This window comes from Marinomonas sp. UCMA 3892 (genome assembly GCF_012726345.1).
Taxonomy (GTDB): Bacteria; Pseudomonadota; Gammaproteobacteria; order Pseudomonadales; family Marinomonadaceae; genus Marinomonas.
The window spans coordinates 171175-197539 of record NZ_PTXN01000006.1 but is presented as its reverse complement, the minus strand read 5'-3'; the positions used below and the strand labels follow the sequence as shown (position 1 = coordinate 197539).

Sequence of the window (26365 nt, the reverse complement as noted above, 5' to 3'; positions counted from 1 at the left end):
CAGGATAGGTCATGAAACCCGCTGCTTCCCCTCAAAATACCGTCGATAAGAACATGCTAGGCGTGTTTCGCTATAGCCGTCGCGCCATAGATTTAGTCTGGAAAACCTCGCCGGCATTAACCCTAGGTTTGGCGTTGGCAACACTGATTGCTGGTGTCACGCCAGCCGCCATGGCATATGTGGGACAATTGATCGTCGATGCCGTCGTGGCTGCAATGGAAAGCTACAAACAAGACCAAGTCTTACATTATCATGTCGCTCTTAGCTATGTATTATTGGAAGGTCTTTTAGTCTTGGTCATTGCCGCCGCGCAGCGTGCATTGACCGCGCAGCAGGCCATTTTGCAAGGTTTATTAGGCCAAAAAGTCAATCTACTGATTCTTGAAAAAGCCCAAAGCCTAACACTTTCGCACTTTGAAGATTCCGAATTCTACGACAAACTAGTTCGCGCCCGTCGTGAGGCCTCCAGCCGCCCGCTTGCTCTGGTGAATAAAACCTTTGCCTTACTGCAAAACGCTATCACGCTGTCCAGTTTTGCAGTCTTACTCTGGCACTTTTCTCCATGGGCGTTGGCGTTGTTGATTTGTGGCGCTTTGCCTTCTTTTATCGCTGAGGCCAAGTTTTCGGGTGATGCCTTCTTGATGTTTCGTTGGCGCTCACCAGAAGTGCGTCAACAAAACTATTTAGAGACTTTATTGGCTCGGGAAGACAACATTAAAGAAGTTCGCCTGTATCAATTGGGTGACCGCTTTTTACAACGTTACACAGAAATATTCATCAAGCTATTCAAAGAAAGTAAGCGACTAATTTTACGCCGCGAAAGCTGGGGCTTCGCCCTTGGCGTTATCAGCACCTTGGTGTTTTATGGCGCCTATGGCTGGATCGTCAGCGACACCATCATTGGCGCGATCACCTTGGGTCAAATGACCATGTATTTGCTATTATTCAAGCAAGGCCAGAGCTCGGTCTCCGCCTCACTCACCGCCATCAGCGGCATGTACGAAGACAATTTGTATCTATCCAATCTCTACGAATATCTAGAGCAAGAAACACCACTTTCTACAGCTGGTCTTTCTTCAGGTCCCATTCCAAACGATGGCATTCGCTTTGAAAACGTCTCTTTCCAATATCCAGGTAACGAAAGACCCGCACTTGCTAACATCAACCTCCACATTCGCCCCGGCCATAGCCTCGCGATTGTCGGTGAAAATGGCTCAGGCAAAACCACCCTAATCAAACTACTCACGCGTCTTTATAACCCAACTCAAGGGCGCATTTTATTGGACGGTTTGGACTTGCTGGAATGGGAAGAAAGCGCGCTGCTAAAGCGTGTTGGGGTGATATTCCAAGACTTTGTACGTTATCAATTTATTGTCGGAGAAAACATCGGCGCGGGCGACAACGACAGATTTAACGACCAAACGGGATGGAAAAAAGCCGCTGAGCTTGGCAAGGCCACCGACTTTATTGATGAACTAGAAAGCGGCTATCAAACTCAACTGGGTCGCTGGTTTCGAGGTGGACAAGAATTATCAGGTGGCCAATGGCAAAAAATCGCCTTGGCGCGTGCCTTCATGCGCGAAGACGCGGATATTTTGGTATTAGATGAACCAACTGCGGCAATGGATGCTCAGGCCGAAGCCAATATTTTCCAACACTTTCAAGAACACACCAAGGACAAAATGGCGATACTGATTTCCCATCGATTCTCTACTGTGCGTCTCGCACACGAGATCATCGTCATGGAGCATGGGCAAATCAAAGAGCGCGGCACCCACGAATCGCTACTAGCTCAGCAGAGGCAATATTCACATTTGTTTACCTTGCAAGCACAGGGTTATCGTTAAAAGTATGATTAAGACCAACATATGAAGCCAGCTTTTTTGTTATGCTCTGCTTCATTAAATTCGCTCTTTGGCGAAGCATATGAGAATAACTCACAGGAAAAAAAGTTTTGAACCGACGTAATTTTATAAAATCCAGCCTTTTAGTAGCCATGACAAGTACACTGCCTAGAGTCGTTCTTGCTGCTACGCCGTCTGCTGGTTTCGACTATGAATTGATTGTCGCGCCTGCGAATGTAGACATTGTTTCTGGCGGCAGCACGCCAGCGCTTTGCTTTAATGGCAGTTATCCCGCGCCTGTAATTCGCGCCAAGCAACATCAGCTGGTTCGTATTCGTGTGATCAACAAGTTAAACGAACCCACCACGATTCATTGGCATGGTATGAGAATCCCGATTGCGATGGACGGAGTGCCGTTTTTAAGCCAACCTCCAATCATGCCCGGCGAAACCTTCGACTATGAATTTACGCCACCGGATGCGGGTTCCTTTTGGTATCACCCTCACATGAACAGTGTCGAACAACTGGGGAAAGGCTTGGTTGGCGCATTGATTGTGGATGAAGCAGAAAAACCAGACTTTGATGAAGACCTCGTGCTTTGCATAAAAAATTGGCACATCAAAGACGATGGCTCTTTTACGGCGTTGACGACGCCACAAAATGCTTTTCGTATGGGCACACCCGGCCGCGTCATGACCATCAATGGTGAAATTACCCCAACCTATGAAGTGCCTGCCGGCGGCGCGATTCGTGTACGTTTCTTGAACGTTGATAATACAGTGATGTATCAAATAAACTCAACCGATCCAGATGCGCAAATCATTGCCATTGATGGTAATCCGATTACCCAGCCAATTACCTTAACCGAGCACGCTGTAGGGCCAGGAATGCGCCTTGATCTTGGTGTAATCGCGCCTAGCAAAGTGGGAGAAACCGTCACCTTTAAGCACAAAGGTAAACCCATGGTGACCATCAAAGCCGTAGCGAGCCAGCTTAAAGACCGCAGCTTACCTAAGCTACCACTCAACCCAATTCCCGCTCCAGATTTAGATAACGCGGAAACTATTAAATTTGCTTTTGAGTGGAACGCGAACATAACACCGATAGAAAAAGATGGCGAAGTCAACTACAACTTTTGGACAATGAATCGTCGTTCGTGGGAAGGCATGTCAAAAGGTCATATTCCTGACCCTATTGCCACATTAGAGCGCGGCAAAACTTATATTTTCGAGCTATCGAATTTAACCCAATATCACCATCCGATTCACATACATGGTCATACTTTCACGGTTTTACAATCGAATAAAAAAGACATCACGCCATTTCATACGGATACGGTTTTACTTGGTCAAAACGAAACTGTGCTTGCAGCCTTGGTTGCCGATAACCCAGGGAGCTGGATGTATCACTGCCATATTATCGAACATTTAAAAACTGGCTTTATGAGTTTTGTTGAAGTGACATAAAGAATAAGATCCTCATTAAGAGACCAGATTCTAAATTAATCTGGTCTCTTTACGTATCAGAGCTTATGACTAAATAAAGTCATCATTACCAAAATCATCAAAGCCGCCCATGTCGTCAAACCCTCCCTGATCGAATCCGCCTTGATAAACACCACCAGAGTCAAGATCACTTTGATCCATATTAGCTTGATCAAAACCCGCCTGACCAAAGCCTCGGTTAGGATCTAAACTATCGCCGGATTGATCAAAACCCGCCTGACCAAAACCACTTTGTCCAGAGCCATCGCTATCAGCAAAACTCTCCTGACCAGAATCTAATGCGGGTCCAAGATCTGGCTCTTGCCCAAGATCAGAGGCTGCAGGCGTTTCATTAATAATATCGACCATTTCCGTCTGTGAATGATGACCAAACATGTTCATCAACATATTCCCAACAACCATACCACCAGCTACACCTGCGGCGGTTTGTAGCGCGCCTCCTAAAAAACTACTACCACGTCCCGCGCCTTGCGGCTGACTATAGGTTTGATTGTTTGACGGCTGAGAGTTTGCTTGCTGACTGTTTGATTGCCCAAAGCCTTGTTGTGAGCCATTGCCTCTGCCCCAGCCTGAACGTTGCTGAGCAGTGCCTTGGGAAGAGTACTGTGAAGACTGTTGTGAAGAACCTTGCTCCCCACCAAATAGCCCCGACAGGAAACCACCAGAACTAGGCTTTGCCGACGCTTTACGCTCTAGTTCTTCAACACGAGCATTTAACTGCTTTAATGCCGCTTCTTGCATGATAATAGTTTGCGCCATGTAATAAGGCGCGGCTGGATTTGCCACCAAATGTTTATTAATTTGGCTTTCCGCCTCTTTATCACGTTCACCTGTATTGTTCTCTGCTGTTTTGATCCGCTCGAACAAGCTATCAATTAAACCATTTGCGTCGTTACTCATCGCTTTGTCTCCAACCTAAACATTACCTTTGCACAAAGGTCGCTAAAAATAGTCAGCAGGCAAATGAAAAAAGGGGCCTGCGATCTCTTAATGATAAGGCCACGCAGTACGCGAACAAGTGATTAAAGAGTCAGGAAAAAGGAAACAAGATCTTGAAATGGGTTAAGATTTTTACTTAGTTACGGACGATAAACAAAACATTACTCTGAAAACAAAAACGCCAGATCAAAAAATGATCTGGCGTTTAATATTTGTGATCTAATCGCAATGCTTATCGATCTTCGTCATGCTCTTCGCTTTCTTCGTCAGCTTCTTGCTCGTCTGCAGCGTTACGTTTTGTACGCTGTGCTGGCGCAGCTAGTATTTCAAGATAGAACTCAGTCCACTCTTGGCTTTCGGCAAAGCTGATTTTTTGATTGATTTGAGCGACATGAATCTCTTCAGCCAACGCTTCTGTTTGACCAAAGCGACAATCAAATCCCCAAAAATCAGCGTATTCAGGCAAGGTTTTGTTGCGCTCTCTTTTTAGATATTTTTTAACTTCGTTTTTCGTTGCTTCAATAAGGCGTGGGTATTTGATGGTTGGATGAGATAGCTTGAATGTCTTTTTCATTAGGATCCTAAGGATTAAAAGTTAGGAGCTGAGATTATCATGCTCCAATTGCTGATCATGATAACGGATCAACTTATAGGTCGCTATGAATAAGTCGTTAAAATAGGTAGCTGCTGGCAATCCAACAGCCACATATCAGACGATTTTGCTTTAGTTACCGGTTATTCAGCTTGATAAGCCATCAACAAACGATGGATAAAAGCCAGCTTATCCCGCACTACTGGAACCAAGACAAAAGGATATAAATCCGGTTGTCCCATGCCACGATTTAAATTGTTCACAGCAAAGGTTAACGGTACATATTGCGCGAGAATCTCGTCGAAATTATCGTGTCGATAAGGATCGATATTCACCATCACGGCGAGATTTTGTCGATTTGAACCGACAGGCTGCAGACTCAAACCAAGATCGCTGGCCATTTCCAAAGTATCGACAATATGCAGGTAATGCGCCCATGTTTCAGCCCAGTCTTCCCAAGCATGTGAAGACGCATACACACTTACAAAAGACTGCTGCCAATCTGGGTTTGGCGTTTTGTAATGAGCCTCTAACGCATCGGCGTAACTGGCGCGATCATCGCCAAAAAGCGCCCTAAAATCAGCTAAAACTTGCTCATCATCAAAAACCAACTGATCCCAATAATAATGGCCGATTTCATGACGAAAATGTCCAATGACGGTTCGATAAGACTCTTTCATGTCTTCGCGCATTTGCTCACGGTCAACCGAATTCCCCTCAGCAGCGTTAATAGTCACCTGTCCAGAAGCATGGCCTGTCATGGCGCTTACATCTTCTGGCACCACGTTATTTTCGGAAATAAAATCAAAAGACAGACCATCCTCAGGTTCTGTTTTTTTACTTATCAAAGGCAAACCAAGGCGCAATAAAGAATACACCAATCGGTGCTTAGCAAACTCCAGTTGTTGCCACGCTTGACGCTCTTCTATTTTTTCTAAATTCGGAATATGACGATTCAATTCACACGCCATACAAAAAGTACTACCACCCTCTTCCACCATCCAGTTACACACTTGATGTTGATGGTTTTCACAGTAGTACCAGCGTTTTGCTGGGATGGACTTATCAGCCATGGCGTACCAAGCATTATCAATCGACTTTAACGCGCTAATGACCAATTGATCTGGCAAAAAGCCCAATGATGAAGAACATTGCTCGCAGTGAGTGTTCTCAAATAACACCGTCTGTCCACATTGCTGGCAGCTGAAAATTTTCATAAAACTCCTGCTATCAAAAGAGATAGCCTGTAAGTGTAAAAAATAAAAAAGAGAGAAAATCGAGCATCGAATCAGCTCAGCGCAATTGCGCCTTGCTAGGATCATAGTTTACAGTACGGAAAAACGCCTACCTGTATACTTGGGATGTTATTTCCGCCAATCTAACCATTGAGACAACACATTGCTGAAAAAAAACAACAAAAGCTTCACCACTATTTCAGACGTTGCGAAATACGCTAAAGTTGGTAAGACCAGTGTTTCACGTTACCTTAATGGGGAACAAGACAAATTATCAGAAGAGCTGCGAGAAAAAATCGCGCAAGCCATTGCTCATCTGGATTTTCGTCCTAACCATTCGGCTCGCATGCTGCGAGCAGGCCACTCAAAACTGATTGGACTCATGCTCGCCGATGTCACCAACCCATATTCCATCGATGTTTTGCAAGGTGTGGAGCATATTTGTCGTCGCGAAGGTTATATGTTGATGGTCTGTAACACAGACAATGAAAAAGAGCTGCAAGATCGCTACTTAGCATTGCTAGAAGCACACAGAGTCGACGGAATAATAGTGAACACATCGGGCATGGCGCAGAAACAAATTAGCAATTTGGCACAAATATCTTGTCCTATTGTTCTGGTGGACAGAATCAATACTTCCCTCGGCTTCGATACCATTGGCTTGGATAATGAAGCCGCTGCAAAAGAGGCTTGCCAACATTTACAAACCAAGGCCTATGAAGCCATTCTCGTCATTACCAAATCTCTAGAAATTGACCCTCGCCAAGCTAGAGTTGATGCAATAAAAAATTTTACCCAAGAACATGAAGGTATGTCTTGTGACATCATAGAAATAGAAGGCATGACAGTCAGCCAGCTTTCCAAAGCTATTCGAACTTTCATAGACGCAAACCCGCACAGCAAAAAAGCCATCTTTACCACAAATGGTGTCGCTATGATGAGTACTGCGAAAGCCTTAAAACAACTAGACATGCGCATCGGTACACAAATAGGCTTAATCAGCATCGACGATCCTGAATGGGCGCAACTGTTCGAAGGTGGCATTACCGTCATGCGCCAACCAACCCAACTCATAGGCCAAACCGCTTGTGAGCGTTTGCTTGCTAGAGTCCAAGGTAACAACAACCCTGCACAACACATAAAACTAAAAGCCGAACTCGTTATTCGTCATTCCACCTAGTGCCTTTACAAAAAAGTATTTAGATAAAAACAATTTGACTAAAAAACAACCATATAATTTTTTAAAAGCGATTGACAAACTCTATTCATGGAATCGATTCCATGATATCGTCTTTTGCCTAAAGTGTGATCATCATAACCATAAAAATCGATCCATAATGGAGCTATCATGAAAAAACTATTTACTCTGCTAACCGCTGCTGCCGCCATTTCTCTCGCTGGATGCAGTGATGACTCAGCCAAATCTGATACCATAAAAATCGTTGCTGCCCACAATCAAACCAACCTCTCTAGCCCATACCAAACTGGCATGCTAAAACTGAAAGAAGTTGCTGATAAATCAGGTCTTTTCAATGTAGAAGTACACGCAGGAACCATTGGTACCAATGAAAATGAATTGGTTGAAAAACTGGTACTTGGCGGCGCGGACATGGTTCTGGTTTCACCAGGCTTTATGACATCATCAGGTATTGAAGAAGTTGACTTGTTCTCTTTGTTGTACTTGTTTAACGATTACAGCCATTGGGAAAAAGTGGTTGATGGCAAAGTAGGTAAGGATATTGCCGACATCATCTATACCAAGTCTGGTGAAAAGTACCGTGTCGCCGCTTATTGGACTGCCGGTGTGCGTCACTGGTATGGCAAGCAACCGGTTAATTCCTTTGCTGACGTAAAAGGCATGAAAATCCGTACTCAAACGTCCGGCGTAGTATCTCAATACTGGAAAGAAATCGGCGCTGTACCAACCTCTGTTGCTTGGGCCGAACTTTACCAAGCACTATCAAGCAATGTAGTTGATGCTGCCGAAAACGCTTATCCCTACTTCATTCCAATGGAACACCACAAAACTGCCAACGGTAAGTACATTTCTGAAACCGGTCATGACTACACCACACGTCTATTGCTAGTGCGTAATTCAGTATGGGAAGGCTTCAATGATGAACAGCGTACGGCCTTCAACCAAGCAGTAAAAGAGGCGACTCAAGCGGAACGCCAAGCGTTATACAGTGAAGAATCTACTTACAAGCAAAAAGCCATTGATGATGGCGCCATCGTCAATACGTTAGACCGCACTCCTTTCATTGAAAAAGCACGATCTATACAAGATCAGTGGGCGGCAAAAAATGGCATGACAGAGGTTCTTGAGACCATCCGTCAGACTAAATAACGCTCTCTGCTAGCCTAGCTCCGAGGACTCCTCGGAGCTTCAAGGATATATGGTATGAAAATACTGACTAATTTTATTGCTCGACTCCAAATCAGCTTAGGCGTTTTGCTACTGGTGGTTTTCCTCGCTGCGACTTTAATTCAAGTGGTTACTCGCTACCTAGGTATTTCGGTGTTATGGACAGAAGAGATCGCCGTAAATTCGTTTATCTGGGCCATGTTCCTTGGCACAGCGGTCATGGTAAAAGAAAAACAACACTTTGGTTTTGACGTTCTCACGCACTATTTTCAAGGCGATAAACGCTCGCTTTTAGTGATTACTCAGAATCTTATCATGTTGATTTTCTGTTTATTCTGCTCGCTATACAGCGTTGAAATCACTCAAGCATTTTGGAACTCACGCTGGATAAGTATCCCTGAATTTCGACAAGGCTATGTGTGGCTGATTATGCCAATCACCTTTATTAGCTCCAGTGTTTATCTGGTGGATAACATCTACAACGAGGCGAAAACATTGTCTTGCTTCAAGGGGGCTTCATGGAACTCGCGTTAATTACCTTATTATTTGTTGGTCTTATTATTCTTGGGATACCCATTGCCTTCTCTATCGGTATCGCATCTTTAGTGGGTATTGGTACCATGACTGGCGCGCCAACAACCATGATCCCAATGAAGATGTTCTACGGTCTTAACTCTTATGTGTTACTCGCTGTGCCACTCTTTGTGTTAACAGCTAACATCATGAACAGCGGCCAGATATCTCATCGACTTATCAACTTTTCTATCGCTTTAGTAGGTCGCAAACCGGGCGGGCTTGGTCACGCAAACGTGTTGGTATCTATGTTGTTTGCTGGTGTTAGTGGATCGTCTACTGCCGATACAGCTGGCGTGGGAAAAATCCTCATACCTAACATGATCAACAAAGGCTACAGCCGCGAAATGTCGGTTGGAGTTACAGCCGCCTCGTCTACCATTGGTGGCATTATTCCACCTAGTATTACTATGGTAATTTATGGTGGGTTGACTAATACCTCGGTTGGGCAATTGTTTATCGGCGGCATGGTGCCAGGGATTCTTATCGGCCTTGGAATGATGTTTGTCATTAGTATTATTGCCAAACGTGACAACTTGCCAAAAGCAGAGAAAATAAGTCGTGCGGAGTTTATCGCTCTAAGCAAAGATGCCATTCCTGCGATGATCACACCTCTTATTATTATTGGTGGTATTGTTTTTGGCGTATTCACGCCAACAGAAGCTGCAGCGTTTTCAGCGGTTTACGCTTACCTCGTTAGTGCGTATTACTACAAATCTATCAGCCTCAAAGATTTGCCAAAGATTTTCACCGAAACCCTAAAGCTTAGCTGCTTATCACTCTTTGCTTTGGCAGCAGCTTCGGCACTTGGAGAATTCCTTGGTTATTACCAAATAAATGCAATTGTGTCGGGATTCTTCAGTGGACTGGGCAGCAGTGAATATTTGTTCCTATTCATTATTGTGGCTTTCTTCCTCTTTGTCGGCACCTTTATGGACGCCATCCCAGCCATGGTGCTATTTGTTCCGGTTATTTATCCTGTCGCTCTCACATTAGGAGTCGATCCTGTTCAACTTGGCATTGTGGTTATTATTACCTTATCCATTGGCTTAATCACACCGCCTTATGGTTTGTGTTTGTTAATCGCAAGTGCCATTGGCGAACTGCCCATAGACAAATCATTCAAAGCGGTCATGCCATATATTGCAGTCATAGTGCTAGTACTGATTGCCGTGATATTTATGCCATTTATGTTACTGATCTAAGAGAAAAACAAGAAGGAATTATCCATTATGGAAACGAAGCAAACACACTCTTTTGTCACTATTGGTGAAGCCATGGCCATGTTTGTAGCCAAAATGCCAGGCCAACTTGCTGACATTGAAGAGTTCCATCGCTCTTTGGCTGGGGCGGAAGTCAACGTCGCTATAGGTATGGCGCGTTTAGGTTTTGAAGCCAGCTATATTAGTAAAGTAGGTCAAGACAGCTTTGGGCAGTTTATTCGCCAAGCAATAAGCAAAGAAAACATTCGTACTGATTGGATTTCTGAAAGCGCCAACCACGCCACTGGTTTCATGCTGAAGTCCAATGTCACCGATGGCAGCGACCCAAAAGTTGAGTACTTCCGTCGTAACTCTGCGGCGTCAACATTAAGCCCTACAGATATAGACAACACCTTACTCAAAGCAGGCACGCATTTACATCTAACTGGTGTCGCCGCAGCGGTATCGGTACCGATGCGAGACGCAGCAAAACACGCGTTAGAACTCGCCAAAAAACAAGGCTGCAGCGTTTCTTTTGACACCAACTTACGCCCTACCCTTTGGCCTGATCAAGCAACCATGGTTGCAACCATCAATGAATTTGCTTTTGCCAGCGACATTGTTTTACCGGGTATAGAAGAGGGTAAAATCCTCGCTAATAGTGATCAACCAGAGGTCATTGCCGACTTTTATCTTCAGCGTGGCGTCAAAACAGTTATCGTCAAACTCGGTAGCAAAGGCGCATACTTTAAAACCCATAATGGTGAATCTGGCACAGTCGCTGGCTTCCCCGTAGCCAAGGTAGTCGATACAGTTGGAGCGGGAGATAGTTTTGCTGTTGGTGTGATATCTGCTCTACTAGATGGTAAAACAATAGAACAAGCCGCTCGTCGTGGAAACCTGCTAGGCTCTCTGACAGTTCAAGTTCGTGGCGATAGCGAAGGCTTGCCAACTCGCGCGCACCTCAATGATTTAGAGAAAACAGTTTAGAGAAGAACGACCTAGAAAGAGGCAACTAAAAAGGAATAGTAGGATGAAGAAAAAAGTAATTTTGTACCGAGACATTCCAGTAGAAGAACGTCAACGACTTGAAGCGCAGTATGACGTTACCTTCTTTAATAGTATCAATGAAGATAACAAAGGTGCCTTCATAGCGGCCCTTGCTGACGCGGAAGGCTTAATTGGCACCAGCACTAAAATGAGTTCAGAACTATTGAGCCTTGCACCTAAGCTAAAAGCCGCGTCAACGATTTCCGTCGGCACAGATCTATATGATTTAAATTATCTCACCGAGCGTGGCATTCCTTTAATGCACACACCTGGTGTACTGAACGAAACCACCGCAGATACTATGTTTACGCTCATTATGTGTGCGGCTCGACGTGCTGTTGAGCTATCTAACATGGTGCGAGAAGGTCGCTGGACTAGTAACATAGGCGAAGCACTTTACGGTACCGATGTGCACGGTAAAACCCTTGGCATTATTGGTATGGGTCGCATTGGTTATGCGATTGCTAAGCGTGGGCATTTTGGTTTTGATATGAAGATTCAATACAGCAACCGTAGCCGTAAACAGGACGCGGAACAAACCTTAAGCGCTACTTATATGGAGATGGAAGAACTGCTTCAAACGTCAGACTTCGTCTGTGTGATGACGCCGTTAACACCAGAAACCGAACGATTAATTGGTGCAAAAGAATTCGCCATGATGAAGAAAAGCGCTATTTTCATCAATGGTTCCCGTGGCAAAGTGATTGACGAAGCGGCTCTTGTCGACGCCCTAAGCAATGGCACTATTCGCGCTGCCGGTTTAGATGTGTTTGAAGTCGAACCGCTATCGGGCGACTCTCCGCTTTGTAAACTCGACAATGCAGTCTTGTTCCCACACATTGGCTCTGCAACAGCAGAGACGCGTCTTGCTATGATTACTTGCGCTGTAGACAACTTGATCAATGCACTTAACGGCGACATTTCAAAAAACTGCGCGAATAAGCATTTATTAAATAAAAATGGGTAGCTTTTGCTACCCATTTTTCAACCAGTGTTAACTTTTCAGTTTGCTTAATTGACGATCTAACTCATCTAATTGATGGGTTACTTGTTCACTACTGTCATTCGTTTGATTGGCAAACTGTGCCAATATTTCAGCCGCGTCTTCAATTTTTCTCAGCATACCTGTGATATCCACACTCACTTGGCTTTGCTCTTCAGCCGCAGCAGCCACTTGTTGAATATGATCGTTAATGAGCTCTATTTCATTTACCACAGCAGCAAGACTATTATTTACTTCTTCTGTTGATTTGACAGATAAGGCGACTTTTTCACCACTGTTCGCAATACTACTTACTGCAATTTTTACTTCTTGCTGTAGGTTACTGATTAAGCTATCAATTTCTTCCGTAGAGTTTTGTGTTTTAGAGGCAAGACTACGTACTTCATCTGCCACTACAGCAAAGCCACGACCTTGCTCTCCAGCGCGAGCAGCTTCAATTGCCGCGTTAAGCGCCAATAAATTGGTTTGCTCTGCAACACTGCGAATCACTTCAAGAATCTGGTTAATGTCATTAGAGCGAGCAGATACTTTGTCAATGGAATCTTTTGCACTTTCCATACTGCTGCTGAGTTCTTGAACTGTATTCGTTGAGGTAACGATGCTGCTTTGAGATTGACGAACCGTACTGTTCATCATCTTCATTTTATCCGCTAAACCAGCTGTAATTTTCGCCACTTCATGAGCTGTATTGGACATTTCTTGGGTAGAAATAACCACATTTGCAAGCTCTGCTTTTTGATGGGCTGTTTCTTCCAATGAACTATGGCTGGCACTGACATTCTTACCTGAAGATTCACGCACAGTCATTCCAATAGATTTTAAAGAATTCACCATATCACGGAGCTTCTGTAAAAATAGGTTGAAGCCTGCACTTAGCTCATTTAATTCTGCATGAGCATTAAGGTTAAGTGTTTGAGTTAAATCACCATCATTACCAGATAATTGAGCAACTTGTTCATTCAGTAATTGCAGTGGACGAATAATAGAACGGACAATCAATAGCATTAATAACGTCGCCACAATGGATACAATCACTGCTAGTATTAACTGTTCAATAAGCGCTCTTTGTTTAACGCTTTCCATTAATTCTAGTTTGACATCCAACTTAGCCATGGCAACTGACAAAGGCAAGCTAACCAAGAAGCTCCACTGAGTATTAGTATTACCAAGAGTCAAAGGCTGAGCAATAATCAACTGGCCATCTTGTTCAATTACACCACCTTTACTCGCTAGATCTAACAAGGCTTGACCATTCTTAGAGTCAGCGGTTTTAAATGGCTTTCCTAAACTCTCTGTGTATTTAGTAGAAGCAACAATCAACCCTTTTTTACTGACAATCGAAACTGAACCTTTTCCATCATATAGTCCCTTCGACAAATCATCCGCAAATTCTTGCATAACAGGTAAATCAAGATCGGCACCGACAATACCTTTAAACACGCCAGATTCAATAATAGGCACAGCTAGGCTTGTCATCAGCACCTTAGTACCATTAGGCAAATCAAACAAGTAGGGTTCAACAATACAGGCTTTTTTTGTTTCTTGAGGGCATAAATACCACTCAGAAATACGCTGGCCATAGTCGTCTTTATCAGTGATATATTTAATTTGTGAGGTTTCAATTGGGTAGTAAGTGACTTTTCCATTTTCATCTAATGCCACTGTCACGGCAAAAGAGCCATCATCTTTAGCATTCACATTGGTATCTTTACCTGCGTATTCGCTATCCTTATTATCAAACGCGTTAGGTTCAAAAAAAGTATATAAAACACTAGCATGGGGAGCGCTTTTCTTCGCACCTTCTATTAGGCGGGAGATCTGTTCTCTAGACAAAGGCGGCGATAACGTCAAATTCTCTGACAACTGGGAAGCTAAAACATGAGTCACATCAAGGTTTTTTTCAACATAAGCTTGTATTTGCTCACCAGCAATACGCGTATTTAGCTCAAGCTTTGATATAGCAGATTCTTTGAGATCAATAACGGCGTCTTGCTTTAAACTATCACTCAATGAAGAGATCTTTGAATAAGTCTGCCATGTGAATAACAAAGAAATAAATAAAATTGAACCGATACTAATCAGTAATAATTTATTTTTCAGAGAAACACTTGCCATAACATACCTTCTTAAATAGTGAGATTTTCACCCTAATTATCTTGGTATCAGTTAAGCACAATTTGGCAAATTACGATTGTTTATATTTGTATCTTAAAGCCTATTACCTTACTTCTATCCCCAGACGACTAATGTCTTTCGAAAACCAAATATCGGTCACCTTGCCAATAACATCAGACTCGGCAACAGTCCCCCAATAACGGCTATCACTGCTGTTATCACGCCAATCTCCCAATACAAATACTTGGCCTTCAGGAACCATTGTTTCAGCCATATAAGTAGACACTTTATTACGCCTAAAATTTTCGTCAACGGAAGCAGCCAACTCTGGCTTACCATTTAAAATCACCTGACCATTTTCGATAGCAACTTTGTCCCTTCCCAAAGCAACCACACGCTTAGCATATAAAATTTGTTTATTATTGGGATAACGAAACACCACCACATCACCAACTTTTAGGGATAGGTCTTGTGTATCAACGGTAATATAATCACCAGACTCAAGAGTCGGCCTCATCGAGGAAGAAGGAATCTGATACAACTCAAAACCCAACAAAGCACCACGAGACGAGATAAGTGTTTGAGCAAGGATTATGATCAGAGCCAATATAACCAGATAACAATACCAACGGTTATAAAACTTCAATTCATAGACTTTACTGGCTAAAGCAAGCTTTACTGCACTAAACATGGCGTATGAATAAAGACACAGCAAAAAGACAATAAAAAGCCAGATACCATAAGCTGTCGAAAGCCAACCAAGCTTACCTAATACAAAAAGACCGCCAACTTGTATAAAAAACAGCCACAAGCCTTTTTTAAAATCCCCTGCGTATACATGTCCAAACCCTGGTGATATGAGCGATAACACCAAGGCCAAAATGGGGCTTCTCTTTTTCACGCCCTGCTTCCTTTCAGTCATTAACAACCCTCTTTTTAAGCGTTTTTTCACCTAGCCTTCATATCATCATAGAACCGAACGAAGTGGAGAAAAGCGAGCAGCATCGATAATAGACCAAAGATGTAAGATTCCTCCAACTAACCACATAAAGAACAAAATCACCGTTGCTCCTAGTGCATAGCTCACAAAGACTGTTACAAAAAAGAACAGCGCCATAAAAATACGCCCCTGTACCAGTTGACCTAATCCAGGAATAAAAACATTACATAGTGCCGCAATCACATTGCCACCAGAACCTTGACCAGACATAAGTGCTCCCATCATAAAACCGCTAAAAAATTAAGAATAAGGACAAATCAGATAAATGAAAAGTAACTTTCATTGCCCGTTAATTCTTGAAATACTCTTTCTTCTCCTGATAGGCTTGTTTGATATGCTCTATCAATAACCTTAGTTTTTCTGGCAGATATTTAGTAAAGGGATAAATAGCATACACCCCTAATTGACGTGGTTTGTATTGGGGCAAGATTGCAACCAGCGCCCCTTTTATCAAATCTTCATACACACAGCAACGCGGCACATAAACAATGCCGAAGCCAGCCAAAGCCGCTTTGCGTAACGCTTGAGCGTTATTGGTAGCGAAGCTGCCACTAATGCGCACGCTTTCTTCCACTGTTTTTTTGCCGACACCTTGCTTGGTAAACCTCCAGTCAAACGAGCCTTGAGCTTGGTAGGTATAAGCCAAACAATTATGATCTTTTAGCGCTTCTAAATTTGTGACCTCACCATGACGCTCGATATAACTTGGCGAGCAGCAAACCACCCAATTTGATTGAATTAAAGGCTTAGCAATCAGGCTCGAATCTTCCAGCTTGCCAGTACGAATAGCCAGATCGAGCCCCTCGCCGACCAAATCTACAAAATCATTTTCAAGGCGCATATCCACGGTAATATTAGGGTATTTTTGACAAAACTCCGCTATTGCCTCAGCCAATAACAATTCACCTGAAATCGTCGGTACAGACATTTTTATCGTGCCGGTCAGACCTTGGCTAAATGCCGACACTGAGGCAATCGCATCGCTCACTTGGCCTTCTATATTTTTCGCATGCACATATAAACTCTCCCCTGCCTCCGTCAGACTCAGCCTTCTTGTCGTACGATGGATCAATTGCACACCAAGGTCTTGCTCAAGCTTACTAATGCGTTTACTCAGTGCCGGAGTTGACATTCCAGCCAACTGAGCCGCCTTATTAAAGGAACCAGTATCAGCGAGATTCACAAACAGAGTTAAATCGGCAGCGTTCAACTTTATACCCTTCCATTAAGTTGTTTTTAGAAATAGTTTATTAGTTTATGTCGTATTTATCACAAATAAAACTAAAGCTATAGTGAGCATAAGGAGTCAGAACCCTTAAAACTTTTTCTAAAGCGAGGTAAAAAATGCGTCTAAAAGACTGCCACAATTTCCAAGACTTTCGCACATTAGCCAAAAAGCGCCTGCCTGGTCCTATATTTAATTACATAGATGGTGGCGCTGATGACGAGACAACTTACCGCCGTAACACGGCCGCATTTGAAACTTGTGACCTAGTGCCCAGCGTCCTGACTGGCGTAAAAGACGTAGATTTGTCCGTTACCGTCATGGGACAAAAACTCGCTTTGCCGATCTACTGTTCGCCGACTGCTTTGCAGCGATTATTCCATCATGATGGCGAAAGAGCCGTTGCCAATGCCGCCGAAAAATACGGCACCATGTTTGGCGTATCATCCCTTGGCACCGTCAGCATGGAAGAAATTGCCAAGCAAACCACCACGCCGCAGGTCTATCAGTTTTACTTCCATAAAGACCGTGAACTAAATCGTGCCATGATGCAAAGAGCCAAAGACGCCGGCGTACAAGTGATGATGCTGACGGTAGATTCCATTACTGGCGGCAACCGAGAACGCGACCTTCGCACAGGATTCGCCATTCCTTTTAAATTAAACCTAAAAGGCATGCTGCAATTTGTTCTCAAACCCATGTGGGGCATTAACTACGTGACCCACGAAAAGTTCCGTTTACCTCAGTTGGAGGAACACATCGACATGGGTTCTGGCGCGACCTCAATTGGCGACTATTTTACCAACATGCTCGACCCATCGATGAACTGGGATGACGTGGCGGAAATGGTGAAATTCTGGGATGGAGAGTTCTGCTTAAAAGGCATCATGAGCCGAAAAGACGCTCGAAAAGCGGTAGAAATTGGCTGCACTGGCGTAATCATTTCCAACCATGGTGGTCGCCAACTTGACGGCTCCCGCAGCTCATTTGATCAGCTCGCAGAAATCGTCGATGAAGTGGGTGATGAAATAGACGTGATCTTCGACAGCGGTGTACAGCGCGGCACTCATGTACTTAAAGCTTTATCCCTTGGTGCTAAAGCCGTTGGCATCGGCCGTATGTACTTGTATCCACTCGCTGCCGCGGGACAACCTGGCGTCGAACGGGCACTTGGACTGATGAAAGCCGAACTCGAGCGGGACATGAAACTCATGGGCAAAACATCAATTGATCAACTGACGAAAGAGAACCTGAGATTTAGGTCTTAAATTGCTTTTACATTTCAAAGTGTAAAAGCTAAGCAGTGCGGCTGTCGCTAAACGAATTCCGTCGGTCTTGTAGGTCATGTTTTAGTGCGTAAAGAGTTTTGGTTTGGTGTTATCGGGCTTTTGACGGACTAAAGTCCGATCTACAAAAACCAATATAAATCAACCAATTGCAGGCTAAATAACATTACACGCCTGATTACGGTCGTACCTCCCTCATCAGGCCTACAAAACTTATCCAATCTTCGCTGACAACCGCCTCCAGTGTCTTAATGAGGCGTTTTTAGTGGTTTTAATGTCAAAGTTACCACTTTCTCAATCATCATAAAGTTAACACTAAAGTAAACATTCACCCTTGAAAAAGTTCACTTTAGTGTTAACATTCAAGCATGAGGAATATAAATTTTTACATCACGGAAGATGGCAAGTCCCCAGTAGCAGAATTTCTAGATTTGCTTTCTAGTAAACAAGCACAGAAAGTTGCTTGGGTACTCCAATTAGTTGAAGAACTTGATGCAGTGCCGTCCACTTACCTTAAAAAGTTGGTTAATACCGATAACATCTGGGAAGTGCGTGTACAAGTCGGCAGCAACATATTTCGTTTATTAGGTTTCTTTGACGGCGACAGTTTGGTTATTTTAAATCACGGCTTTCAAAAGAAGACTCAAAAAACACCACCAAGAGACATCAAGATTGCAGAGAGTCGTCGTCACGACTATTTAGCGAGGAAGAAACATGAGTGATTTAAAACAGTATTTAACAGACCGAAAAGCCGCCGATAAGGATTTTGCTGAAGGTTACGACGAGGGTTATCAGGCCTTTAAATTTGGTGTATTACTCAAAGAAGCGCGCAAAAACGCAGGGTTAACACAAGATGAATTAGCATTGAAACTGCATACTCAAAAAAGCGCGATATCTCGAATTGAAAACCATTCTGATGATGTCAAGCTATCGACTCTTGAACGTTTTGCCACTGCTCTGGGTAAAAAACTCGAAATTCGTTTGGTGTAACTTTTTCCATCTACAAAACGATAGAAAACCACTAACAACACCTAATAAATTGTTCTTGTCAGTATCAGAATAAAACTTTGTTAGTGGTTTTTTAATTTGAATATAAGCCTACAACTCCTCCACCAAGTCCCGCCATTGCTGACGATATAGGTTCAGCAGTGGTTTTATTTGCGCGTCGCACATGGCGAGGCTGAGGCGGCCTTTTAGTTTTAGGCTCTTGTTAGACAGCAAGGCTGCACCGCCGGACGTACCGGTAACATCCCGAGAGGCGTAGATTTCATTTTGGCTGCGCATACAAGCCAATAAGGTGAGAAAATTGATGTTATTACTAAACGCGCCTTCGACAATCACGGTGTCACTGCTGTCCATCAGGTCTAAACAATAATCCGTCATCAAAGCCACATACACATCGGCCAAAGCTGACTGCTGAGCGGGCGTTAATTCAATGCCACGATCAATAATGCGCCCTTCGCAGTGGGCAAATGGCCCGCCACCTTTGGCAAAGGCAGGAATGGCCAAAATGCCGTGTTCGAGGATAAAGCTCACGTCACTCAAGGTGGCTTTGCTGTCGCTACGCAGTTGCTCCCATTCTCGTCCGCCCATGAAGCGAATCGTCGGTGTAGCGCGACCAAGAGCGTCCACATTGGCAAGCATGTCTTTGTCTTCGTGTAATGAATCCAGCTTGCCATTGATGGTGGCGATCACCGTCCAAGTGCCGCTAGACACTACGGTGAGTTTTTCCATCGGCTGACCGATGTAAGGCACTAACGAGGCGTTGGAGTCATGGATGCCATTGAAAATGACACAACTCTTAGGCAAGCCAATTTCTTTGGCTAAGTCAGGTAAGATGGTACCAAGCTTGGCACCAGTCTCTATGACTTCAGGAAAGCGCTCCGCCCATTTTTGTTGTTCACAAAAGGTAGAAAACTGACAGCTGGTCGGATTCCACAGATCGGTATGACAACCTAACGAGGTGACTTCAGCGGCTTTGTTTCCACTGAGTTTATAGCCCCAATATTGCGGATACAAGAGTAACGAATCGACTGTTGCAAACTCATCTGCAAAGCGTTTTTGCTGCCAGAACAATTGCGCCCCTAAGTTCAAGCCTTGGGGCAATCTCGGACTAAAAGATTCACTAAAATCTGGGCGTGCAGCGTCGTATTCTTCTTTTAACTCAGACACACCATCGTATTCATAATCCAGAACCGGCAAGGCAAGTTGCTCGCCCTTCATACAGGCAATGGTTGCCCCATGTGTCGTAATCGCAATACTGGCAATAAAATAGCGCTGGGCTAAATCGGTCAGCGTATCTTTGATCCATTGCCAAATTGAATCCACGTCCACATGTGGATATGGCGGCGTATCAACCACGCCATTAACACGCTTTTCAATATGCAATAACGCGCCAGTTTGCCCGTCCATTAGGCAGATCTTAATGTTGGTTTTACCAATATCTAAAACCGCCACCACACGCGTTTTATCAGGCTGCAACACATTAAAACGAAACACTTCTTGCAACGCATCGGCGACAGGTTCAAACGATGGTGTTTTGGTTTCCATAATGTCCGCCATGTATTCCCACCAACGCTGCATCACAGGATGATCTGCTAAGGCTTGTGCATCCAGATCGTCTGCGTCGAAAGTGGCATACAATCGGTTTTCGTTTCCATCACTCTCATTAGCATCCAAGTGAATATAATAATTACGGATGCCATGTTGCTTAAGATGCTCCGCCAATTCTGGCCAAAGTTCATCATGACGTTTTTTGTATTCTTCTTCACAGCCTTTGTGTAAATACATCACTGAGGCATATCTCATAACGCTTTTGCCTTTTTGTTTTTATATAGGGTAATCAATACCGGTAAACTCACGACCGTAATCAACATCACGCCAACGATAATTGTCATGACGATGCCTGGAATATTCAACAACCCCATACCAAAGGTGACCAAGCCCATTAGAATCACCGCCAACACCACGCCAGCAATAGTGCCGCTGCCGCCCAGAATGCTCACACCGCCTAATACCACCATGGTAATAATGCTGAGTTCCCACCCCATTGCTATACTTGGACGCGTACTGCCTAAACGAGACGTTAACAGTACCGATGCAACACCAGACATCACACCAACTAAGGTAAACAGGATCAGACGGTGTTTATCCACCTTAATACCAGAGTAGTAAGACGCCGTCGGGTTATTACCAATGGCATAGGTGTAACGGCCAAACGTAGTGCGATGCAGCAACCAATAAAACACCAAAGCAAAGAAGGCAAACAACACCAACTCAAACGAGAACACCCAATAAACATAACCTTGCCCAAAAAACTCAAAGCCATCTGGGTAATCACGAACAACTTGATCTCCCAACAAGATATAGCTGATACCACGAAATAAACTCATGGTACCGATTGTCACCACAATGGAGGGGATTTTGAAACGCGTCACCAAGACACCATTAAACAGACCACAAGCCGCTCCAACCAAAATCCCAACAAACGCCACCGCATAAACCGGCGCGCCCATTTGAGCCACTAAGCCCATCAAGGTACTGGAAAGCGAAATAATCGCCGCCACAGAAATATCAATTTCTTTGGCGATAATCAGCATCGCCATTGGCAAAGCAATTAAGGCTTTTTCGGTAAAGTTAAAGGTCGCGTCAGATAAATTCCAAGGATCTAAAAAGTAAGGGGATAAATAAGAATTCATCACGCAAACTAAAAAGACAATCAAGACCAAAAAGCTTTCCCAGCGTAGCAAACCCTGTAGTTTGCTGGTAAACATTGAATCCGGCGTTGCTGATTTTTTTATTGTTGTATCCATATGCGCCTCTAATTAGCTCGTATTTCGTCATTTGCATTGGGATTACGTAAAATAATCCGTGCTTTATCTTTGCCTGATGTTGCATTGGCAATAACGGCGATAATAATGACCAAACCTGAAATCGCCATTTGCCAAAACGGTGAGACACCAATAATTGGTAAGGCGTTATTCACCACGCCGATAAACAAGGCGCCAATCACACAACCCACCACGGTACCCAAACCGCCCACAATACTCACACCGCCGATTACGCAGGCTGCGATTACTTGCAGTTCAAAGCCATTGGCTACATCCACATAAGCAACTGCAAAACGCGAGACCCACAAATAACCACATAATCCAGACAAGGTACCCGATACTAAAAAGGCATAAAACTGCACCTTACCCACGTTTACACCCGAGTAAAATGCGGCCATTGGATTACCACCTGCCGCATAAAAATTACGTCCCCATACACTGAACTTCATTGCCCAGAAAAATAAGATAATGGCAGCGACGGCCATCCAGCCAAGCACGGGGATGGATAAAATTTCATAGCGGGGTAAACCTATAAAAGACTCACTCATTTGGTGAGAGTTCACCCAGGCACCGTCCGATAACAAAAAGGTCGCACCACGATAAATGCTCATGGTGCCAAGGGTGATAACAATAGAAGGCACTTTTAATAGCCAAACAAATAAGCCATTAATCGCTCCTAACAAGGCGCCAATAAACAACGATAAAAATATCAGTAATGCCATAGAAAGTTCTGGAAAATATTGATTCACCATGGCCACAAACATGCCGGTAAAAGCCACGTTGGCCGCCACAGACAGATCAATGCAACGGGTTAGAATCACCAACATCTGCCCCAGAGCTAGCATGATCAAAATTGAGGTGTCATTAAAAATACTGACACTGTTCGATAGGCTAATAAAATCAGGACTGATCACTCCAACACCAAAAAACATCGCCAGCACAATGATGCTGAGCACGCCTTCACGGGAGTAAATTAAACGTTTTAACATGTCACACTGCCTCCAGTCGCAAGCGAAACCACCTTCTCAGGCGTCGCGTCAGCACGTGATAATTCACCGACAATTAAGCCTTCGTTCATCACTAAAATACGGTCTGACATGCCGAGAATTTCCGGTAACTCTGACGACACCATGATCACAGACAAGCCAGAATCCACCAGCTCAGACATAAACTCATGCACCGCCGCTTTCGACCCTATATCGATGCCTTTAGTCGGCTCGTCCAAAATAATCACTTTCGGATTAGTGGCGAGCCATTTGGCGATAACGACTTTTTGCTGATTGCCGCCTGAGAGGTTCATCACCTTCTCATCCCAACAAGACGCTTTCACTTGCAAGCGCTCACAATATTGGCGAGCCAGTGCCATTTCACTTTCTTGATCGATTTGTCCGTGTTTCGCTAAACGTTCCATCTGCGGCAAACTGACGTTCTGATAAATAGGCAATTCCAACACGATACCTTGTTTCTGACGTTCTTCTGGCACATACACAATGCCGTTATCAATGGCCTCTTTAGGTGAGTGAATAATCACTTCTTTGCCATTCATTTTGACAGAGCCAGTTACATGATCCGTAGTGCCAAACAAAGCCTGCATCACCTCCGTTCGGCCCGAACCTACCAAACCATAAACGCCAAGGATTTCGCCTTTTTTCAAACTAAAACTAATATTGGCGAACTCTGTTGTGTGACATAAATTACTAACTTCTAATAGTGTCTCGCCAATTGCTACGTCTTTTTTCGGATAAGTGGCTTCGATGCTGCGCGCTACCATCATTTCCACTAACTGCGACTCGTTGGTGTCTTTGATAAAACCTTCGCCCACAAAAGAACCATCACGAAACACGGTATAGCGATCCGCCAAGGTAAAAATCTCATCGAACTTGTGGGTTATAAAAAGAATCGCCTTACCTTGGCTTTTTAAGGTATTCACCAATTCATATAATTCGTGAATTTCATGGTGAGACAAGGCCGCCGTCGGCTCATCCAAAATCACCACTTTGGCGTCAACTGACAAAGCGCGAGCGATACCGACCATGTGTTTCTGGCCAATACTTAGCTCGCGTAAAATTTGATTAGGGTCCATGTGGGCATTAATTGACGACAGAATTTCTTGTGACCTCGTCTCCATCGCAGCCCAATCTATAGAAAAGCGTTTAGTCAGCGGATAGTTCCCTAGAAAAATGTTTTCCGCCACCGTCAAATCATCAAACAACACGGTTTCCTGATGAATCGCAGTGATACCTAAAGCATGAGAATCGTGAGGGGAATGAAACTGCACAGGCTTGCCGTTAAAAATAATCTCCCCACCATCCGGCTGATAAATGCCAGTCATGGTTTTTACCAGCGTCGATTTACCTGCACCGTTTTCACCGACCAAAGCAGTCACTTGGCCAGGATAAAGATGAAGGTCGACACCATCCAACGCTTTCACGCCTGGAAAAACCTTACTCACCTTTTTTAAACTAAAAATTGCATTGTTCATAACGGCAGCTCTTATTGTTATTGGTTCATTATGAAATTATTGAACGAGTGAAAACCCACCCTAGCCCTCCCTTCATAAATAGAAAGAACAAAATCTCTTAGCGCCTCTCCCTTCTAAGGGAGAGGCTGGGAGGGAGTTAGTAGCGACTAGAAAATAGAAGAGAACTCATCAACGTTTGAAGCATCGTAGATAAAGGGCTTCGCCATTGCGCCGTCGCCATTTTGGTCTACTTCAAGCGTACCCATACGACCCATTGGAATCTCGGTTTTCGTACCTTTGCCTTTTACAAGGTTGTACGCCAGCATGGTTGCTGAATAACCAAGATCGATTGGGTTCCAAATAGCAAAGCTATGAATGGCACCACTGTGCACATGACCTGCTAATTCAGAAGGTAGGCCCAAACCTGTCACATAGACTTTGCCCGTTAAGCCCATGTCGCTAACAGCTTGCGCTGCGGCCAAAATACCAACGGTAGTTGGTGCCACGATGACATCTAGATCTGGGTGATTTTTGATCAAGGCTGTTGCTTCACGGAAACTCTTATCCGCTAAGTCATCACCGTAAACGGTATCAACAAGTTTTAAGTTAGGGAATTTACTGAGAGATTTTTTCATCTCACCAATCCAAATATTTTGGTTAGTCGAGGTTGGCGTTGCGCTCAGGATGGCAAAAGTACCGGACTTTTTGCCTTTGGCTTTAATCGCGTCAGCCGCAAGCTGTACGTTCATTTCGCCAATTAGGCTATTACTGGAAGGATTTAAGTGAATTTGGCGTCCCTCTTTGCCTACGCCTGAATCCCAAGAGATGACTTTAATGCCACGTTGTTGAGCTTTTTTCAAGGAAGGAACCAAGGCATCCGCATCGTTTGCAGACACGGCAATCGCATCAACACGCTGCGCGATCAGTGAGTTGATGATTTCAATCTGGCCTTCCGCTGTGGTCGAAGTTGGCCCAGTGTAAATAACCTCCACATCGCCTAACTCTTTCTTGGCTTCTTCTGCACCGCGGTACGCCGCTTCGAAAAAGCCAATACCTAACGCCTTCACTAACAACGCCACTCGAACCTGATCCGCTGCATACGTACCAGAAGCAAATAAAGTTGCAGAAGCCAACACACATGCCGTGATGAGTTTGTTTTTCATAATTATCTCCAAGAGCGCGCTCATCGTCACACAACAAGAAGTTGTCGTATCCGAGACGCGGTTTATTGTTTTTGTTTTTCTACTATGATCAACCGACACCCTGCCGCTTTGATCACTTCTTTACTCTTGTTATCTATTCCATCGTCCGTGATGACGATATCTATCTGTGAAAGAGGACAAATGATCATACTTGATCGGTTTTGAAATTTTGTACTATCAACCAAAAGCACCCGCTGATCTGCTCGATTTATCAATTTCATTACCGCTTGTACGATTTGTGGATCTGTCTCCATCACACCGTGAGAATTAATGCCATATGCACCAATAAAAAGAACATCAGCGTACGTGTGGTTGGAAATATCATCTGGAAACGGACTCAAAATTATGTTCTGTTCCCGATGAATTTTTCCGCTCGGCACGGTCACGCTGCACTTACTCTTTTTAATCAATTGATCAGCAATGGAAAACGAATTGGTCAGTACTTGCAGCTTTAAGCCACGCATAAACTCAGACATAGCCGCTGTCGTTGTGCCGCCGCTGATCATTATTGACATATTGTCCGATAATAAATCCACCGCCGCTTTCGCAATACAACGCTTTATGTCCATGTTAATCGTTTGACTAACCGAGTAAGGCCTTCCCAATAAACTCACATCAGAAGGAGGATTAATGGCTTCCGCCCCTCCTCGCACCCGACGTAGTTTCTTTTGCTTGTCTAAAAAGCTGATATCTCTTCGAACCGTTGCTTCTGAAGCGCCTAGCACATCGGCTAGGTGCGCTACCGTCACAATAGGTCGAGCTTCAACTTCAGACAAGATCACTCTATGCCTTTCAATTTCGTGCATCGATTAAATCCTCGATAATCAATATAATTTATTTTCAATCATTATCAAGCACTATCGATCAAAATATATGTAAAAAGATAAAAAATGCTTGAAAATGATTATTTTTGTTCTAGTATGAACGCTATCGATCAT

At 44.0% G+C, this 26365-nt stretch carries 24 protein-coding genes; 11 read left to right on the top strand and 13 right to left on the bottom strand.

Going from position 1 to position 26365, the window contains the following annotated elements; all coding sequences use genetic code 11:
• Positions 1-11: 11 nt before the first annotated feature.
• Both B6N13_RS10280 and B6N13_RS10275 read left to right on the top strand, forming a co-directional pair.
• Positions 12-1847 carry an ABC transporter ATP-binding protein gene (locus B6N13_RS10280; RefSeq protein WP_169459293.1) on the top strand — a complete coding sequence of 612 codons (1836 nt, stop codon included), beginning with the start codon at positions 12-14 and terminating at the stop codon, positions 1845-1847.
• Between the two features lie 107 nt (positions 1848-1954).
• Positions 1955-3310 (top strand): multicopper oxidase family protein, encoded by a 1356-nt coding sequence (locus B6N13_RS10275; RefSeq protein WP_248280292.1) that lies wholly within the window; start codon positions 1955-1957, stop codon positions 3308-3310.
• 69 nt (positions 3311-3379) lie between these two features.
• Here the strand turns inward: B6N13_RS10275 and B6N13_RS10270 are convergent, their stop codons facing one another.
• The 3 genes from B6N13_RS10270 to B6N13_RS10260 all read right to left on the bottom strand — a co-directional run bounded on the left by B6N13_RS10270 (position 3380) and on the right by B6N13_RS10260 (position 6097).
• On the bottom strand, positions 3380-4249 hold the full coding sequence (locus B6N13_RS10270) for a DUF2076 domain-containing protein (RefSeq protein ID WP_012071366.1): 870 nt from the start codon (positions 4247-4249) through the stop codon (positions 3380-3382).
• Between the two features lie 271 nt (positions 4250-4520).
• Positions 4521-4862, bottom strand: coding sequence for a DUF6172 family protein (locus B6N13_RS10265; protein ID WP_169459292.1), 342 nt, complete (start codon positions 4860-4862; stop codon positions 4521-4523).
• A 161-nt stretch (positions 4863-5023) separates the two neighbouring features.
• Complete coding sequence (locus tag B6N13_RS10260; RefSeq protein ID WP_012071368.1) at positions 5024-6097, bottom strand: putative zinc-binding metallopeptidase; 1074 nt, start codon at positions 6095-6097, stop codon at positions 5024-5026.
• A 181-nt stretch (positions 6098-6278) separates the two neighbouring features.
• Here B6N13_RS10260 and B6N13_RS10255 point away from each other — a divergent pair, with 181 nt between their 5' ends.
• From B6N13_RS10255 to B6N13_RS10230, 6 genes are all read left to right on the top strand, one after another.
• A complete protein-coding gene (locus B6N13_RS10255) occupies positions 6279-7295 on the top strand; it encodes a LacI family DNA-binding transcriptional regulator (RefSeq protein WP_169459291.1) in 1017 nt (338 codons plus the stop codon).
• 168 nt (positions 7296-7463) lie between these two features.
• Positions 7464-8462, top strand: coding sequence for a TRAP transporter substrate-binding protein (locus B6N13_RS10250; RefSeq protein ID WP_012071370.1), 999 nt, complete (start codon positions 7464-7466; stop codon positions 8460-8462).
• Positions 8463-8516: 54 nt separating this feature from the next.
• Positions 8517-9014 (top strand): TRAP transporter small permease, encoded by a 498-nt coding sequence (locus B6N13_RS10245; protein WP_012071371.1) that lies wholly within the window; start codon positions 8517-8519, stop codon positions 9012-9014.
• On the top strand, positions 8999-10258 hold the full coding sequence (locus B6N13_RS10240) for a TRAP transporter large permease (RefSeq protein ID WP_012071372.1): 1260 nt from the start codon (positions 8999-9001) through the stop codon (positions 10256-10258). Before B6N13_RS10245 ends, B6N13_RS10240 begins: the two co-directional genes overlap by 16 nt.
• Positions 10259-10285: 27 nt before the next feature.
• On the top strand, positions 10286-11245 hold the full coding sequence (locus tag B6N13_RS10235) for a sugar kinase (RefSeq protein ID WP_169459290.1): 960 nt from the start codon (positions 10286-10288) through the stop codon (positions 11243-11245).
• A 43-nt stretch (positions 11246-11288) separates the two neighbouring features.
• A complete protein-coding gene (locus tag B6N13_RS10230; RefSeq protein WP_012071374.1) occupies positions 11289-12272 on the top strand; it encodes a D-glycerate dehydrogenase in 984 nt (327 codons plus the stop codon).
• Between the two features lie 27 nt (positions 12273-12299).
• Here B6N13_RS10230 and B6N13_RS10225 read toward each other — a convergent pair whose 3' ends face one another.
• The 4 genes from B6N13_RS10225 to B6N13_RS10210 all read right to left on the bottom strand — a co-directional run bounded on the left by B6N13_RS10225 (position 12300) and on the right by B6N13_RS10210 (position 16633).
• Positions 12300-14423, bottom strand: coding sequence for a methyl-accepting chemotaxis protein (locus B6N13_RS10225; protein ID WP_169459289.1), 2124 nt, complete (start codon positions 14421-14423; stop codon positions 12300-12302).
• Positions 14424-14526: 103 nt separating this feature from the next.
• Positions 14527-15324: a signal peptidase I gene (gene lepB / locus B6N13_RS10220; protein ID WP_169459288.1), complete on the bottom strand. Its 798-nt coding sequence runs from the start codon at positions 15322-15324 to the stop codon at positions 14527-14529.
• A gap of 66 nt (positions 15325-15390) precedes the next feature.
• A complete protein-coding gene (locus B6N13_RS10215) occupies positions 15391-15633 on the bottom strand; it encodes a hypothetical protein (RefSeq protein WP_012071377.1) in 243 nt (80 codons plus the stop codon).
• A gap of 79 nt (positions 15634-15712) precedes the next feature.
• On the bottom strand, positions 15713-16633 hold the full coding sequence (locus B6N13_RS10210) for a LysR family transcriptional regulator (protein ID WP_169459287.1): 921 nt from the start codon (positions 16631-16633) through the stop codon (positions 15713-15715).
• A gap of 134 nt (positions 16634-16767) precedes the next feature.
• On the opposite strand from B6N13_RS10210, the gene B6N13_RS10205 reads away from it, so the two are divergent.
• From B6N13_RS10205 to B6N13_RS10195, 3 genes are all read left to right on the top strand, one after another.
• Complete coding sequence (locus B6N13_RS10205; protein WP_169459286.1) at positions 16768-17916, top strand: alpha-hydroxy acid oxidase; 1149 nt, start codon at positions 16768-16770, stop codon at positions 17914-17916.
• A gap of 386 nt (positions 17917-18302) precedes the next feature.
• Complete coding sequence (locus B6N13_RS10200) at positions 18303-18656, top strand: type II toxin-antitoxin system RelE/ParE family toxin (RefSeq protein WP_169459285.1); 354 nt, start codon at positions 18303-18305, stop codon at positions 18654-18656.
• Entirely contained in the window at positions 18649-18924 is a 276-nt protein-coding gene (locus B6N13_RS10195; protein ID WP_169459284.1) for a helix-turn-helix transcriptional regulator, read from the top strand. Before B6N13_RS10200 ends, B6N13_RS10195 begins: the two co-directional genes overlap by 8 nt.
• 108 nt (positions 18925-19032) lie before the next feature.
• On the opposite strand, the gene B6N13_RS10190 is transcribed toward B6N13_RS10195, so the two are convergent.
• The 6 genes from B6N13_RS10190 to B6N13_RS10165 form a co-directional block, all read right to left on the bottom strand.
• Positions 19033-20742 (bottom strand): L-rhamnose mutarotase, encoded by a 1710-nt coding sequence (locus tag B6N13_RS10190; protein ID WP_169459283.1) that lies wholly within the window; start codon positions 20740-20742, stop codon positions 19033-19035.
• Positions 20739-21746: an ABC transporter permease gene (locus tag B6N13_RS10185; RefSeq protein WP_169459282.1), complete on the bottom strand. Its 1008-nt coding sequence runs from the start codon at positions 21744-21746 to the stop codon at positions 20739-20741. Before B6N13_RS10185 ends, B6N13_RS10190 begins: the two co-directional genes overlap by 4 nt.
• Positions 21747-21754: 8 nt before the next feature.
• A complete protein-coding gene (locus B6N13_RS10180; RefSeq protein WP_169459281.1) occupies positions 21755-22753 on the bottom strand; it encodes an ABC transporter permease in 999 nt (332 codons plus the stop codon).
• Entirely contained in the window at positions 22747-24246 is a 1500-nt protein-coding gene (locus tag B6N13_RS10175) for a sugar ABC transporter ATP-binding protein (protein ID WP_169459280.1), read from the bottom strand. Before B6N13_RS10175 ends, B6N13_RS10180 begins: the two co-directional genes overlap by 7 nt.
• 146 nt (positions 24247-24392) lie before the next feature.
• The gene (rhaS, locus tag B6N13_RS10170) at positions 24393-25388 is read right to left on the bottom strand and encodes a rhamnose ABC transporter substrate-binding protein (RefSeq protein WP_169459279.1); all 996 of its coding nucleotides are present in this window, start codon (positions 25386-25388) and stop codon (positions 24393-24395) included.
• Positions 25389-25450: 62 nt separating this feature from the next.
• Complete coding sequence (locus B6N13_RS10165) at positions 25451-26233, bottom strand: DeoR/GlpR family DNA-binding transcription regulator (protein ID WP_169459278.1); 783 nt, start codon at positions 26231-26233, stop codon at positions 25451-25453.
• Between the last annotated feature and the right edge of the window lie 132 nt (positions 26234-26365).